This is a genomic window from Pseudomonas sp. NBRC 111143, assembly GCF_001320965.1.
Taxonomy (GTDB): Bacteria; Pseudomonadota; Gammaproteobacteria; order Pseudomonadales; family Pseudomonadaceae; genus Aquipseudomonas; species Aquipseudomonas machongensis.
Window position 1 is genome coordinate 59,363 of the sequence record NZ_BCBT01000028.1, and the last position, 15,892, is coordinate 75,254.

9 protein-coding genes are annotated in these 15,892 nt (G+C 64.6%); 4 read left to right on the forward strand and 5 right to left on the reverse strand.

The genetic code is table 11. The features are described 5' to 3' along the window. Positions 1 to 55 precede the first annotated feature (55 nt). From APH44_RS16470 to puuE, 5 genes are all read right to left on the reverse strand, one after another. Positions 56 to 1,411 (reverse strand): nucleobase:cation symporter-2 family protein, encoded by a 1,356-nt coding sequence (locus APH44_RS16470; protein ID WP_054893655.1) that lies wholly within the window; start codon positions 1,409 to 1,411, stop codon positions 56 to 58. A gap of 199 nt (positions 1,412 to 1,610) precedes the next feature. After that, a complete protein-coding gene (locus tag APH44_RS16475; protein WP_054893656.1) occupies positions 1,611 to 2,930 on the reverse strand; it encodes a urate hydroxylase PuuD in 1,320 nt (439 codons plus the stop codon). Between the two features lie 56 nt (positions 2,931 to 2,986). Further along, the gene (locus APH44_RS16480) at positions 2,987 to 3,490 is read right to left on the reverse strand and encodes an ureidoglycolate lyase (protein WP_054893657.1); all 504 of its coding nucleotides are present in this window, start codon (positions 3,488 to 3,490) and stop codon (positions 2,987 to 2,989) included. Positions 3,491 to 3,595: 105 nt separating this feature from the next. Then, on the reverse strand, positions 3,596 to 4,111 hold the full coding sequence (gene uraD / locus APH44_RS16485; RefSeq protein ID WP_054893658.1) for a 2-oxo-4-hydroxy-4-carboxy-5-ureidoimidazoline decarboxylase: 516 nt from the start codon (positions 4,109 to 4,111) through the stop codon (positions 3,596 to 3,598). Beyond that, positions 4,111 to 5,037, reverse strand: coding sequence for an allantoinase PuuE (puuE, locus tag APH44_RS16490; protein ID WP_054893659.1), 927 nt, complete (start codon positions 5,035 to 5,037; stop codon positions 4,111 to 4,113). Before puuE ends, uraD begins: the two co-directional genes overlap by 1 nt. A 400-nt stretch (positions 5,038 to 5,437) precedes the next feature. Between puuE and uraH the strand changes: the two genes are divergently transcribed. From uraH to APH44_RS29780, 4 genes are all read left to right on the forward strand, one after another. Continuing rightward, a complete protein-coding gene (gene uraH, locus APH44_RS16495; protein WP_054893660.1) occupies positions 5,438 to 5,791 on the forward strand; it encodes a hydroxyisourate hydrolase in 354 nt (117 codons plus the stop codon). Between the two features lie 249 nt (positions 5,792 to 6,040). Beyond that, positions 6,041 to 7,735 (forward strand): ShlB/FhaC/HecB family hemolysin secretion/activation protein, encoded by a 1,695-nt coding sequence (locus tag APH44_RS16500; RefSeq protein ID WP_054893661.1) that lies wholly within the window; start codon positions 6,041 to 6,043, stop codon positions 7,733 to 7,735. 89 nt (positions 7,736 to 7,824) lie between these two features. Next, positions 7,825 to 15,465, forward strand: coding sequence for a filamentous hemagglutinin N-terminal domain-containing protein (locus tag APH44_RS16505; RefSeq protein ID WP_054893662.1), 7,641 nt, complete (start codon positions 7,825 to 7,827; stop codon positions 15,463 to 15,465). Positions 15,466 to 15,494: 29 nt separating this feature from the next. Continuing rightward, the coding region (locus APH44_RS29780; RefSeq protein ID WP_156343764.1) for a hemagglutinin repeat-containing protein at positions 15,495 to 15,892 on the forward strand (398 nt) is incomplete at its 3' end.

The window sequence follows — 15,892 nt, forward strand, 5'->3', positions numbered from 1 at the left end:
GGTACTGCGTTTCACTGCTTGGACGAGACGGGCGGCCAGGGCGCCGCCCGCTGACTCAGTGCGGGTGACAGGCCTCGTTGTGGGCCGCGCGTTCGGCGCCCCCGAGGATGTTGAACAGCACGTTCAGTATCAGGGCGCTGAGCGTGGCCATGGCGATGCCGCTGTGGGTGATGGGCTCCATCCACTGGGGCATCTGCGCGAAGAACTCCGGACGCACCACCGGGATCAGCCCGAAGCCGACGCTGACTGCGACCAGCAACTGGTTGCGCCGATCACTGATGTCGGCCTCCTGGAGGATCTTGATGCCGGTGGCGGTGACCATGCCGAACATGGCAATGGATGCGCCGCCCAGTACCGCAGGCGGGATCGAGGCGATCAGGAAGGCCGCCTTGGGCAGCAGGCTGAGCAGGATCAGCAGCGCGCCCGCAACTACCGTGACATAGCGGCAGCGCACCCCGGTCATCTGCACCAGGCCGATGTTCTGGGCGAAGGAGGAATGGGTGAAGGTGTTGAAGAAACCGGCCACGAACGAGGCGCCGGCATCGCACAGCAGGCCGCGACGCAGCATGCCGGGTGTCACCTCGCGGTCGGTCACCTTGCCCAGGGCCAGGAACATGCCGGTGGACTCGACGAAGATGATCACCACCACCAGGCACATCGACAGGATCGGCGCGAGGCTGAAGGTCGGCATGCCGAAGTGCAGTGGCGTGACCACCTGCAGCCAAGGCGCTTCGTTCAGGCCCGACAGGTCGACCATGCCGATGGAACCGGCCAGCACATAACCCAGGCCCATGCCCACCAGCACCGACACGTTGACCCAGAAGCCACGCATGAAGCGATTGATCAGCAGGATCACGGCCAGCACCAGGCCTGCGACCATCAGGTAGATCGGCGAGCCGAAGGTTTCCGCCTGTTGCCCGCCGCCGGCCCAGTTGACCGCGACCGGGAACAGCGACAGGCCGATGGAGGTGATCACGGTACCTGTGACCAGCGGCGGGAAGAAGCGCACCACCTTGGACATGAACGGCGCGATCAGCATGCCGAAGAACCCGGCAGCGATGGTCGCGCCGAAGATCCCCTGCAAACCCACACCGGGCATGCCGGCCATGGCCACCATGCTGCCGACGGCGGCGAAGCTTGCGCCCATCATCACCGGCATGCGGATGCCCACCGGGCCGATGCCGAACGACTGGATGATGGTAGCGACACCGGCCACGAGCAGGTCGGCGTTGATCAGGAAGGCGACTTCTTCACGCGACAGCCCGGCGGCCTGGCCGATGATCAGCGGCACGGCAATGGCGCCGCCGTACATCAGCAGGACATGTTGCAGGCCCACCAGGATCAGCTGGAACAGGGGCAGGGGCTGTCGTGGCGGCGCAACGGGGATGTACGCCTTGGATGACTCGGACATGCAGCACCTCGAGTTTTGTTTTTATTCTCGGATCCAAGCGGGCGGCTCCAGGCGGCAGGCGCTTCGGTTGAAGGACCTGGGGTTTCCGGATGGAGCCGTACGCTCGATGCTTGCTTGTTACGGTGTTTCATTGGAAGCGAGGCCGGCAACACCGGCCTCCACGCGGGCAAGCCCGCTCCCACAAACAGGATGTGGGGTGTCAGTTCACCGGGGCACCCTTGGCGATCCAGTCGCCGACCAGCTTGCGTTCCTCGACGGTCATCTGGGTGATGTTGCCCAGCGGCATGATCTGGCTGGCGACGGCCTGCGCCTGGATGCGCGCGGCCTGGGCCTGGATCTGCTGCGGGGTGTCGAACATCACGCCGCCCGGGGCGGTGCTGAACAGTGGGCTGGTCGGTTTCGACGAATGGCACACGGTGCAGCGTTCCTGGATGACGTTGTGGATCTTCTCGAAGTTGCCGGGCGCAGCCTGGGCGGTGGCCTGGGCCGGCGCTTCGGCAGGTGCCTGGGCAGCCTTGGTCGCTTCCTCGGCGCGCAGCTCGGCAGCGGTCTTGCCGCCGACTGCAGTGGCGGGCAATGGCTGGTACTCGATCTTCGCAGCAGCCTGCTCGGGCGAGGTCGGCAGCGGCTTGGGACCGGTCACATAGGCCAGGCAGATCATCGCCAGGGCACCTACAGGGAGGGTCCAGGCGTATTTGTTGCTGTCGTGGCGGGTGTTGAAATAGTGACGGATCAGTACCGCAGCCACTGCGATCCCGGCCAGGATCAGCCAGTTGTACTGGCTGCCGTAGGTGCTCGGGAAGTGGTTGCTGATCATGATGAACAGCACCGGCAGGGTGAAGTAGTTGTTGTGTCGCGAGCGCAGCAGGCCCTTGGCCGGCAGTACCGGATCAGGGGTCTGGTTGTTCTCGATCGCCGCCACCAGCTGGCGCTGGGCCGGCATGATGATGCGGAACACGTTGCCCACCATGATGGTGCCGATGATCGCGCCGGTGTGCAGGTACGCGCCACGACCGCTGAACACCAGGCTGAAGCCCCAGCACGCCGCGATGATCAGCACGAACAGCACGGCGCCGAGCAGGGCGGGGCGCTTGCCCAGTGGTGAATCGCAGAGGAAGTCGTAGACGAACCAGCCGACGACCAGCGAGCCGATGCCGATGGCCACGCCTTCGGCGCCGCTCAGGGTGCTGCCAGGTGCCAGCAGGTACAGGGTTGGGTTCCAGTAGAACACCACGCACAGCAAGGCGATCCCGGACATCCAGGTGAAGTAGGCTTCCCATTTGAACCAGTGCAGGTTCTCGGGCATTTTCGGTGGTGCGAGCTTGTATTTCTCCAGGTGGTAGATACCACCGCCATGGATGGCCCAGAGGTCACCTGACAACCCATCGCGCGGGTTGCTTCGATTCAGGTGGTTCTCCAGCCAGACGAAGTAGAACGATGCACCGATCCAGGCTACGCCGGTGATCATGTGAACCCAGCGAATGCTCAGGTTCAGCCATTCGTGAAGGTGTGCTTCCACAGTATGTACCTCTGCCGATCACCGACAGGCCGAGACCCGGGATGACCGACCTTTTCTTATTGGTGGGGATTGAGGATCAACATCTGTTCCTCGGTGAAGTAATGCTCGTCGCAGTTGTTGCCGGAACCACTGCGATCAACCACCAGGAAGTCATCCCGCTTTTCGATCGTCAGCACCGGGTGGTGCCAGACGCCGCGATGGTAATTAACGCCCTGCCTGCCGTTGCTGCGGAAGGCTCGGACCAAACCTGATACAGGTGCATCGCCAACTGGCGCGACCACGATCAGAAAGGGGTTGCCGAGCAGCGGAATGAAAGCCTGGCTGCCCAGCGGATGGCGCTCCAGCATGCGTACGGTCAGCGGCATCTCCAGCGCGTCGGCGCGGAAGATGCTGATGATCGCCTTGTCTTCCGGCTCGGCGGTCTCGACCGTGGCGAGCTTGTGGAAGCGCATGGTCGAGCCGTTGTTGATCATGAAGTGGTCGCTGCCATCGGTTTCGATCACGTCACCGAACTGGGCGAAGGCTTCTTTGGTCAGGGGCTCGATCATCAGGGTACGCATGCGGTTATCTCTTCTGTATTCGTTATCGGTATGTAAGGCGGACCTCGTTCGGGCAGGCCCTGGGTGCGGTCGCGTCACGCACTCGGGCCAGTCCGGGTTTGGTCCTCAAAGCTGCAGCAGGCGGAACAGGGCGATCAGGTTGATCTGCGCCAGTGCTTCCTTGAATTCGGCATCGGTGTCGTTGTGGATGCGCTTTTCGAAGGAGGCGAGGATCTGGTGCCGGTTGCTGCCCTTGACCGCCATGATGAACGGAAACTGGAATTTTGCCTTGTAGGCGTCGTTGAGTTCGGTGAAACGTGCGAACTCTTCGGCAGTGCACTGGTGAATGCCGGCGCCGGCCTGTTCGTTGGTGCTCGATTCGGTCAGTTCGCCCTGCACCGCTGCCTTGCCGGCCAGGTCCGGGTGAGCGTTGATCAGCGCCAGTTGCTCGGCGTGGCTGGCGCTGAGCAGGATGTCGCTCATGCGCTGGTGCAGCACCTCGATCTCGTCCAGCTCGCTCAGGTTGCCCAGCGCGTAGGCTTTTTCGGCGACCCACGGCGAGTGCTCGTAGATGTCGGCGAAGGCCGCGACGAAGGCGTCACGGCCGAGGGTCGAGGGCTTGAGGGTGTTGAAAGCGGTCATCAGGCGTTCTCTTTCTTGTACGGATGGGTGGCGTGCCAATGGCGGGCGATGTCCACGCGACGGGCGAACCAGACCTGCTCGTGGCTCTTGGCGTACTCGACGAAGCGCTTGAGCGCGGCCAGGCGCGCGGGGCGGCCGACCAGGCGGCAGTGCAGGCCGATGGAGAGCATCTTCGGCGCGTGCTCGCCTTCTTCGTAGAGCACGTCGAAGGCGTCCTTGAGGTACTGGAAGAACTGCTCGCCGCAGTTGAAGCCCTGCACCTGGGTGAAGCGCATGTCGTTGGTGTCCAGGGTGTAGGGGATCACCAGGTGCGGCTTGTCGGTGGGGTTGTTCGGCTCCCAGTAGGGCAGGTCGTCGTCGTAGGTGTCGCTGTCGTAGAGGAAGCCGCCTTCCTCCATCACCAGGCGCCGGGTGTTCGGGCCAGTTCGCCCGGTGTACCAGCCCAGCGGGCGCTCGCCGGTCAGTTCGGTGAGGATGCGGATGGCCTCGAGCATGTGCTCGCGCTCCTGCGCCTCGTCCATGTACTGGTAGTCGATCCAGCGGTAGCCGTGGCTGCAGATCTCATGGCCGGCCTCGACCATGGCGCGGATCACGTCCGGGTGGCGCTGGGCGGCCATGGCCACGGCGAACACGGTCAGCGGTACGCCGGTGTCCTTGAACAGCTTGAGCAGGCGCCACACCCCGGCGCGGCTGCCATATTCGTAGAGCGACTCCATGCTCATGTTGCGCACGCCCTGCAGCGGCTGGGCAGCCACCATTTCAGAGAGGAAGGCTTCGGACTCCTTGTCACCGTGCAGGATGTTGCGCTCGCCACCTTCTTCGTAGTTGAGCACGAAAGACAGGGCAATGCGGGCGTTGCCCGGCCATTGCGGGTGAGGTGGGTTGTTGCCGTAACCGATCAGGTCGCGAGGGTAGTCAGCGCTCACTGCAGTCTTCCTTATGTTCGTAGGTGCGGGTGGTGGGTGGACCGCGGCGGGTTGTCGCACGCACCGGATGGGGTGATTGTATACAACTTATTTGACCATTTGTAAGCCCGTTTTTCCGCATTTCTTCCCACCTGTCGCCTCAAACTCAGGCTGGAAAAGCACTGCAAGAAACCTGCCTGATCGGTCAGATAATACCTCGGCCTGCTGCACAGGCCCTGTATTTGCGACGGATGCTCATGCTCGGAAGGCCTGGTGTGAGCGGTGCGCAGCGGGGTTCAAAAAATTGTGTACAATCTTAATCGAAAGTGTCTTAATGAGCCCATTCCGGCATTTCGTCAGCCTCGTGTTGGTGCATGCCGTGTATTTTCTGCCCATGCAAACGACAAGAGGCGACAAGCAAATGGGACGTTTGACCACACACGTACTGGATGCCGCTCACGGCTGCCCGGGCAGCTCGATCAAGGTCGAGCTGTACCGTGTCGAAGGCCAGCAACTGGAGCTGGTGAACAGCGCACTGACCAACAGCGATGGCCGCGTCGATGCACCTTTGTTGCAGGGCGATGACTACCGTACCGGTGTCTACCAGTTGCAGTTTGCCGCCGGGGACTACTACCGGGCCAAGGGTGTTGCACTGCCTGACCAGGCGTTTCTCGATGTCGTGGTGCTGCGCTTCGGCATCGATGAAGGGCAGGAGCACTATCACGTGCCGCTGCTGATCTCGCCGTACAGTTATTCGACCTATCGTGGGAGCTAATTGGGCGCTAGAAGAATCTTCGTAGGTCTTTGCCCGCTATCACACTGGCGGGCTTTTTTCATTCTGTAGCAATAGTCCGAAACCCCGCCCGATCCCCCAGTCCCGCATCCCTCCGCTATTCCAGGCACGGAAACGTATCAGCGTTCGTCGCAAAGCACTGAGTGGCGCGTTGATGGCGTGGTTCTGCTCTTGTATCCTGCGCACCCTTTCGCAGTGATGCGATCAGTTCTCAAGTGACGGATTACTTGCATGTCCCTCTTCCTCCGTGCGCTGGCGACCGGCTTTGCGCTCCTGCCGCTGCTTGCCAGTGCCGCCCCCTTCCAGTCTCCCGGCGACCGCGACCTGATTCGTGATCGTCAGGAAAACCTTCTGCAAGAGCAGCGCAAGCGCCTTGAGGAACTGCAGCAATTGCCTGGCAAGCAGGCCCCACAAGCCCCTGTGGCGCCCTCGGAGCAAGGACGCTGCTTCCATATCCGCAGCGTCGAGCTGCAAGGTGCGACCCTGCTCAGCGAGCGGCAACGCCAGGCACTGGTCGAGGGCTATGAAGGCAAGTGCCTGCAGGTGGGCGAGCTCAACGGCCTGCTCAAGCGCATCACCGATCACTACATCGACCGTGGCTACCTGACCACCCGTGCCTACCTGCCGCAGCAGGACCTGGGCTCGAGCATCCTGCAGATCATCATCGTCGAAGGGCGCCTGGAAGGCCTGGACAGCTCAGCGCTTGCCAGCCCACGGGAAATGGCCATGACCTTCCCCGGCCAGGTCTCCGAAGTGCTCAACCTGCGCGACATGGAGCAGATGGTCGACCAGCTTGGTCGCTTGCCGTCGCGTCAGGTCGAAGTCGAGCTGGTGCCAGGCCAGGAAGTGGGCGGTAGCCGCGTGCAGCTCAAGGGCCAGCGTGACAAACCCTGGCGAGTCTCGGTCAGCCGCCACAACAATGGTGATGCCAGCAGCGGCGAGCAGCAGATGAACCTGGGCCTGGAGTGGGACAGCCCGTTGGGCCTGGCCGATCAACTGAGCCTCAGGGGCGGGCGTGATGTGGTCAGCGACCACTGGCGCCATTCCGACAGCCATGGCCTGAACTACAGCCTGCCGTGGGGCTGGTGGACCTTCAACTACAGCTACAACCACAACTACTACCGCACCCGCGACACCTCCAGCGGCTTTCCCTTCAAGCTCGACGGCGACAACAGCGTGCACCAGTTCCAGGCCGAACGGGTGATCCATCGCGACAGCCTGAGCAAGACAGCGGTGAACATCGGTGTGAGCCACTTGCGCGCGCGCAACTACCTTGACGACACCCTGATCGATGTCTCCAGCACCCGCATCACCGAGCGTCAGCTTGGCGTCAACCACGGCCGACGCATCGGCAATGCCTTCGTCAACCTCGATGCCGGCTGGCAGCAGGGCATCGGCGCGCTCGACGCCCAGGGCGCAGGCGACCCCCACGGCAACGAACCGGTGTCGCGCTACAACAAGTACACCCTGACCCTGAGCTACCTGCAGCCGTTCCAGCTGTGGGGCGAACAGTTCAGCTTCGACAGCCTGGCCACCGGCCAGCGCAGCGAGGACGCGCTCTACAGTGCCCAGCGCATCAGTGTCGGCGGGCTGACCTCGGTGCGTGGCTTCAAGGATCAGACCCTCACCGGCGACAGTGGCGGCTACTGGCGCAACCAGTTGCGCTGGCGTCGGCCTGTCACCTGGGCAGCGCTGCAGCCCTGGTTGCGCGAATACGGCATGGCGTTCGCCTACGACGCCGGTGTGATCAAGGGCCAGCATGGCAACGGCAAGGACCATGGGCGCCTGAGCGGCAATGCCCTGGAGTTCAATGTGCGCGGCCAGTACTTCGCTGCCAGCGCAACCTTTGCCCGTTCGCTGGAGCGCCCCGATGCGGTAACCCGCCGCGAGCACCCGATCTATTTCCGCGTCGACGCCTTCTTCTGAGCGCCGGCCCTACCCATTACCCGTGACATCGCTGCCCCTTGCGGGGCAGGCCGGCAACTGGCCTGAGCTGCGACTGGAGTTTGTTCGACATGGATATCCGCACCCCACTGAACCAGTGCATCGCCCTGATCGTTGCTGGCGTGATGTTTCTCAACCCCATCGTCAGCACGGCTGCACAGCTGACCGTCGATGCGGCGGCCAATGCCAACACCAGCATCAACCAGGCCGGCAACGGGGTGCCGATCGTCAATATCGCCACCCCCAACGGCAGCGGCCTGTCGAGCAACACCTTCCGTGACTATAACGTCGGCAGCAACGGGCTGATCCTCAACAACGCCACCGGCAAGACCCAGTCGACTCAATTGGGCGGCATCATCGTCGGCAACCCCAATCTCAGGGGGCAGGCGGCCCAGGTCATCCTCAACCAGGTCACCGGCGGCAACCGCAGTACCCTGCAGGGCTACACCGAGGTGGCGGGCCAGGCGGCACGGGTCATCGTTGCCAACCCCCACGGCATCACCTGCAACGGCTGCGGCTTCATCAACACGCCACGGGCGACCCTCACCACCGGCAAGCCGATCATGGACGGCGAGCGCCTGGACCGCTTCCAGGTCGATGGCGGCGACATCGCCATCGAGGGCGATGCCCTCAACGCCACCAACCTCGACCAGTTCGACCTGATCACCCGCAGTGCCAAGCTCAATACCGAGCTGCACGCCAAGCAGTTGAACATCGTCACCGGGCGCAACGACGTCCAGGCCGATACCCTGCAGGCCACCCCGCGTGCCGATGACGGCAGCGAAAAGCCCCTGTTGGCCATCGACAGCTCGGCGCTGGGCGGCATGTATGCCAACACCATCCGCCTGGTCGGCACCGAGCAGGGCGTGGGCGTCAAGCTGGCTGGCAACATGGCCGCTACCACCGGCGATATCCAGGTAGACGCCAACGGCAAGGTGACGCTTGCGCAGACCTCCAGCGCCGGCGACCTGAAGATTGCCGCGCAAAGCGCCGAGCTGAGCGGCAAGACCTACACCGCCGGCAGCGCCACCGTGCGTGTGCGCGACGATGTGACCGTCGGCCAGAGCCTCGCCGCCAAGGGCAGCATCAGCGTGCAGGGCGCGCGGATCGACAACCAAGGGATCATCGAAGCCGGCGTGGAGCCAGACAACAGCCGCAACGCCCAGGGCGACGTGAGCCTCAAGGGCCAGACCTTGCACAACCGCGGTAGCATAGTCGCCAACCGCAACCTCGAGATCGACAGCAGCGCCACGCTCGACAACCAGGGTGGCAGCCTCAAGGGCCGCAACACCACGCTGACCGCAGGCCTGTTGGACAATCGCAAAGGCCAGGTGCTGGCCGACGACACCCTGAAAGCCACGGGCGGTGCGATCGACAACCGTGAGCAAGGCCTGCTGCAAGGCAAGGGCCAGGCCGTGGTGGATATCACCGGCAACCTCGACAACCGTGGCGGCCGTGTGGTCGGCCAGGGGGATCTGCAGGTCACCGCCGCCCAGGTGGACAACCGCGGCAACGGTCTGATCGGCAGCGACAAGCAGGCAAAGCTGACCACTCGCGCGCTGCTGGACAACCAGAACGGCGGCAAGCTCAAGGCCGATCGCCTCGACATCACCACCGCCGGGCTGCTCAACAGCGGCGGGCAGATGCTGGGCGGCGACGTGCTGATCGTCGCCAGCGCCGACATCGACAACCGCCTCGGCCTGATCTCGGCCAAGCGTCTGCTCGATCTCAAAGCCGTGGGCCTGGACAACAGCGGCAAGGGCAACCTGCTCAGCGACGGCACCCTGGCCGTCAAAGTGGCCACCCTGAACAACCGCGACAACGGCATGCTGTCGAGCGTCGGCGATCTCTCACTGCATGGCGAACGCCTCGACAACCGTGGCGGCCTGGTGCTTGCCGACCGCTCGCTGACCGTCACCGGCGGGGACTTCGACAACCGCGACAAGGGCGTAGCCACCACCAAGGGCAAGGCCCACATCGAAGTTGCCAGCCTGGCCAACAGCGATGCAGGCCACCTGCAGAGCGATGGCCGCCTCGAGCTGATCGCCGACAAGGTCGACAATCAACGCCTGGGTAACATCACGGCCAAGGGTGACCTCGAAGCTCACCTGGGCACCTTGAACCAGCAGGGCGGCAGGCTGACCAGCCTGGGCAGCCTGCTGCTCACCGCCAACACGATCGACAACCAGAACGACGGCGGGATTGGCGCGACCAACCTGGTCGATATCCGCGCGGCGCGCGTGCTCAACCAGCAGGGTGAGATCTCCAGCGCAGGCAAGGTCGTGCTCGGCGCCAGCGCACTGCTGGACAACCAGGCTGGCAAGGTCATTGGCGACCGTGGCCTGACCCTGACCGTCCAGCGCCTGCTGAACCAGAACAAGGGCCTGCTCAGCGGCTACGACAGCCTGAGTCTGAAAGGCACCGAACTGCTCAACAACGGCGGTCGGTTGAGCAGCCACACGCATATCGAGCTGGCCCTGGACGGCCAGTTGGACAACAGCGACGCCGGCCTCATCGTCAGTGACGGCACCCTCACGCTGAACGCCGGCACGTTGCGTAACCGCCAGGGCGGCAAGGTCTCGGCCATCGCTGCCATGGGCCTGACCAGCCAAGGGCTGCTGGATAACCAGGGCGGCATTCTGGTGACCGATGCCGGGCTGGTGCTTGACGCCGCCCGCCTGGACAATAGCCAGGGCGGCGCCATCAGTGCAGCTGGCCAAGCCCAGTTGCGCAGCGGCGCCATCGACAATAGCGCCAAGGGCAACATCGGTGCCGGCAGCCTGTTGCTGGTCGCCACCCAGCTCGACAACAGCGCCCGTGGCCGTATCAGTGCCTCCGGCCAGATCGATGCGACGCTGACCGGCCTCGACCAGCATGACCACGGGCAACTGGTCAGCGGGACCGGCATCGACCTCGACCTGCAGCACGGCCAACTGGTGAACCGCGACGGGGGCTTGCTGCGCTCGCCAGGCAGCCTGCTGTTGCGCCAGATCGGCGCGGTGGACAATCGCAACGGCGCAGAGATTTCCAGCGACCACGGCTTCAGCCTGATCGCCGACAGCCTCGACAACCGTGGCGGACGCCTGATCAGCGCCCAGGACCTGACCCTGCGCATTGCCGGTGTTCTGGACAACAGCCTCAAGGGCGTGTTGTCGGCTAGCCACGATCTCGACGTCGAGGCCGCCAGCCTCGATAACTTCACCGGCGGCACCCTGGCCAGCGGCCAGGCCCTCAAGGCCGTGATCGACGGTCAACTCGACAACCACGACCAGGGCATCCTTTCTGCCGCCGCAGCGCTGACCGTCACCAGTGCAGGCGTGCTCAACAGCGAGCGTGGCCTGCTGTCGGGCAACACCGGCCTGACCGTCACGACCGGACAATTGGATAACCACCAGGGCGGCCAGCTCATCAGCCAGGCGGCGATGACCGTCACCAGCGACGGCCTCGACAACCGTGGCGGCGCCTTGAGCAGCAAGCAGGCCATGACCCTGACCACGGGCGACGTGCGCAACGGCGCCGATGCCCTTCAGCGCGGCGGTCGCATCCACAGCGATGCCGAGTTGACGCTGGTGGCCGGGCAGGTCGATTCCAGCGACGGTGGCGAGATCTCCGCCAAGGGCGATCTGCTGCTGCGGGTGAGTGCGTTGATCCAGCGCCAGGGGCGTCTGATCGGTGAACAGAAACTCGACCTCGACCTCAACGGCGGCGACCTGACCAACCAGGGCGGCCTGATCAGTGCCAATGGCCCGCTGATCATCCAGCGCTTGGGCAAACTCGACAACAGCGCTGGCGAAGTCACCAGCCAGCAATCCTTCAGCCTGCTCGCCAAACGCATCGACAACCAGCAGGGCCGCATCCTCAGCGACGGCCGGCTGACCGTAGAGGCGGCACAGCTGGACAACAGCACCAAGGGCCTGATGTCCGGCGTTCAAGGCTTGCAGGTCACCGGCAGCGACCTGAACAACAGCGGCGAAGGCACGTTGTCGAGCAAGGACGGCGATCTTACCGTGACCCTGACCGGCGCCCTCGACAACCGTGACCAGGGCGCTCTGGTCAGCAAGGGCCGCCAGCAGGTCACGGCGGCCAGCCTGGACAACCGCAAGGGCATCGTCTCCTCGGAGCAGGCGATCACCCTCAGTGTCGGCGATCGTTTGGACAACAGTGGCGGGCTCATTTCCGCCACAGGTGACCTGACGCTCGACCAGGACAGCACCGTCATCGACAACCAGGGCGGGCAGATCAACGGCCAGGCGATCAGCGTCGCCGGCAAGCGTCTGGAAAACGCCAAGGGCCAGCTCATCAGCCGCGCGGCGCTCGACCTGACCTTGGCCGATGCACTGCTCAATACCGACGGCGCGCGCCTGGTCAGTGGCGCCGACCTGCTGCTCAAGGCCGCGCGTGTCGACAACCAAGGCGGCAAGCTGATCAGCCATGGGTTGCTGCATGTCGATTCGGGCACGCTGGACAACAGCCACGGCGGCAACCTGGCCAGCCAGCAGCACCTGGTGTTGCGCCTGAGCGGCGATCTGCTCAACGGCAACGATGGCCTGTTGTTCAGTGAGCACGGCAAGCTCGACATCCATGCCGTCGCCCTGGACAACCAGGCCGGCGCGCTCAAGAGCCAGGGCGATATCGACGTGCGCCTGGACAAGCGCCTGGACAACCGCGGCGGTCGCCTGGAGAGCCAGGCAGGCAACCTCGAACTGCACGCGGCGAGCCTCGACAACAGTGGCAATGGCATGCTCAGCGCGGCCAAAGGCCTGTTCAAGGGCGTTTTCAGCGACCTGTTCGACAACGCTGGCGGTACCACCCAGGCGCAATCCGTGGACATCGCAGCCGATGCCAAGGTGAACAACCAGGGCGGCTACCTTTCGGCGCTGAGCGGTGACGGCAAGATCGTCACAGCCGATCTCGACAACCGCGGCGGCGGGCTTTACGCCGCCGGATTGCTGCAGGTGCAGGGCCAGCAACTGTTCAACCAGAGCGGCAAGATCGGCGCCGGGCGCATCGACTTTGGCCTGAGCGGCGCGCTCTACAACAGCCTCGGCCAGTTGGAAAGCGAGAGCGAGCTGCAACTGCGCGCCAGCGAACTCGACAACCGCAGCGGCAACCTGCGCGCCCTTGGCAAGACCGGTACCAGCCGATTGATCGTCGCGGGCAACCTGCTCAACGACAACGGCGTGCTGGCCACCGCCAACCAGGACCTCGACCTGCAGATCGGTGGCCTGAGCAACAGCGGCGGGCAACTGCTGCACACCGGCCAGGGTAGCTTCGGCCTGGCCTCCGACAAGGTCACCCAGGCTGGCGGCGTGCTGCACACCGATGGCCTGCTGAGCATCGCCGCTGCCAGCTGGACCAATAGCAGCGTGCTGCAAGCCCGGCGCCTGGAGCTGGACATCGGTCGCTTCGTCCAGACCGCCAGCGGCAAGCTACTGGCAGTCGAGAGCCTCAAGGGCCGGGGCGGCGACTGGACCAACCATGGCCTGCTGGCCAGCGATGGCAGCCTGCAACTGGATCTGACCGGCAACTATGATGGCAATGGCCGCCTGAGCAGCCTTGGCGCACTGACGCTGGGCGCCAACGATATCCGCCTGTCCAGTACTGCCAGCCTGGCCGGTGGCGCCGACACCGTGGTGACCGCGCGCAACCTGCTGAGCAACGACGGTCGCCTGACCGCCCTGGGCGGGCTGACGGTGACGGCCGCCAGCCTCGAAAACCGCGGCACCCTGGGTGGCGCTGCGGCGGTGAAGCTGGCCGCAAACAGCCTGAGCAACCAGCGCGGCCTGGTGTTCAGCGGCAATGACATGACCTTGCGCGTCGGCAGCCTGAGCAACTACTACGGCGATATCTACAGCCTTGGTGGCCTTGATCTTGCCGGCAACGCCGGTGCCCGCGCGGTGCTGCTGGACAACATCTCCGGCAGCGTGGAAAGCGCCGGCAACATGACCCTGGCGGTGGACACGCTGCTCAACCGCAAGGAATTCCTGAGCTCGACCAAGAAACTGGTCGCCGGCAACGTCAACGTCTATTCCGACGACCGCTGCAAGGGCAAGGGCTGCGAGCTGTACTTCTCGGCAACGGAAAGCTGGGAAGACGTCATCGACCGCGATACCCCCACCGCCTTCATCACCACCGGCAGCAAGCTGACCTTCGCCGGTGACGCATTCCGCAACCACTACAGCAGCGTTTCGGCGGCGGGTGACATCGCCATCAACACGGCGGTGTTCGAGAACAAGGGCGCCGGTGGAGGCGAGCAGCGCAACCTCACCGCGAGCATGTATACCCGTGATCGCGGCCAGTACAACGCGTTCATCCAGGCCAAGAACCAGTTCAACCAGAACCCCGGCTCGCTGACCCTCGACCAGGTCATGGCCGCTGCGGGGTATCCGCAGTACAGCATCTACGACGTCATCGACAACAGGACGCCGATCGCTGGCGCCGTGGTTGCCCCGGCGGTCGTGCAGTCGGCTGGCGCCGTGACCATCAACGCCACCCAGCGCATCGACAACAGCGTGGTACGCGTCAATCAGGCCGGCGCCGGTACCATCGGTGCCCGTGGCGATGCCACGGCTGATCCGCGCCAGGTCCAGACCCAGGTGCGCGCGCTCAACCCGCAGTTGCCGCCCGACCTCGCCCAGCGCCAGGTCAACCCGGTCACGCTGCCCAGCTTCAGCCTGCCGCAAGGCAGCAACGGCCTGTTCCGCATCAGCACCCAGACTGGCCAGGCCGCGATCAGCGGCGATGCCCTGGGCGCCACCGCCGACCATACCCAAGCAGGCAGCGGCACCTTCATCTCACCGCTGGCCAGCACCACCAATGCCGACAACCGTGCGGCGCAGACGCTGTCCGCCCAAGGCTCGGCTGCTGCCCAAGGCGCCGTCAGCGGCGCCGGAGTAGCGCTGGATGGCCTGGCAGCGGGTGTTCGACTGGTCCAGGGCGTCCCTGAGCGCAGCGTGCCGAGCACCTCGCACAAATACCTGGTGGAGACCAACCCGGCCCTGACCGACCTCAAGCAGTTCCTGAGCTCCGACTACCTGCTTGGCCAGCTCAACGTCAATCCGGACCAGGCCATCAAGCGCCTGGGCGACGGCCTGTACGAACAACGCCTGATCCGCGAAGCCGTGGTGGCCCGCACCGGCCAGCGCTACATCGATGGCATGACCAGCGACGAGACGCTGTTCCGCTACCTGATGGACAACGCCATCGCCAGCAAGGACAAGCTGTCGCTGAGCGTGGGCGTGTCGCTCAGTGCCGAGCAGGTCGCCGCCCTGACCCACGACATCGTCTGGATGGAGCAGGTCGAGGTCAATGGCGAGAAGGTGCTGGCGCCAGTGCTGTACCTGGCCCACGCCAACGGTCGCGTGGCCCCCAACGGCGCGCTGATTCAAGGCCGTGACGTCAATCTGATCAGCGGCGGCGACCTGGTCAACGTCGGCACCCTGCGTGCCACCAACAACCTCGCCGCCAGCGCCACCAACATCAGCAACAGCGGGCTGATCGAAGCAGGCGGACGCCTGGACATGCTCGCCACCGACTCGATCCGCAACGCCCAGGGCGGGATCATCGCCGGTCGTGAAGTGAGCCTGACCGCGCTGACCGGCGACGTGATCAACGAGCGCAGCGTCACCCGCCTGGAAGGCCGGGCCGGTGGCGAGCATGTGACCAAGGATCTGGTCGACACTGCACACGTATCGAGGCGGCGAACGACCTGACCATCACCGCTGGGCGCGATATCGGCAACGTGGACGGGGTGCTCAAGGCGGGTGGCGATATCAGGCTGGATGCTGGTCGCGACCTGTCCATCGTCAGCCAGGAAGGCGTCGACAGCCACGAGTATCAACGCCGCCGTGTCAGCGGCCACGACACCAGCATCACCCAGTACGGCAGCGAGATCAGCGCAGGCGGCAACCTCACCGCCACGGCAGGCCAGGACCTGAGCATCGTCGCCAGCGAAGTCGAGGCACGCCGCGACCTGGCCCTGCAGGCCGGCCGCGACGTGACCCTGGCTGCTGCGGCGAACGAGGAGCACAGCTACGCCAAGGGCAAGAAGGGCAAGACCAAGTACGAGCGGCAGGAGGATGACGTCGAGCAGCAGTCTGCCGTGGTGAAGGCCGGCGGCGACCTGGCCATCGACGCCGG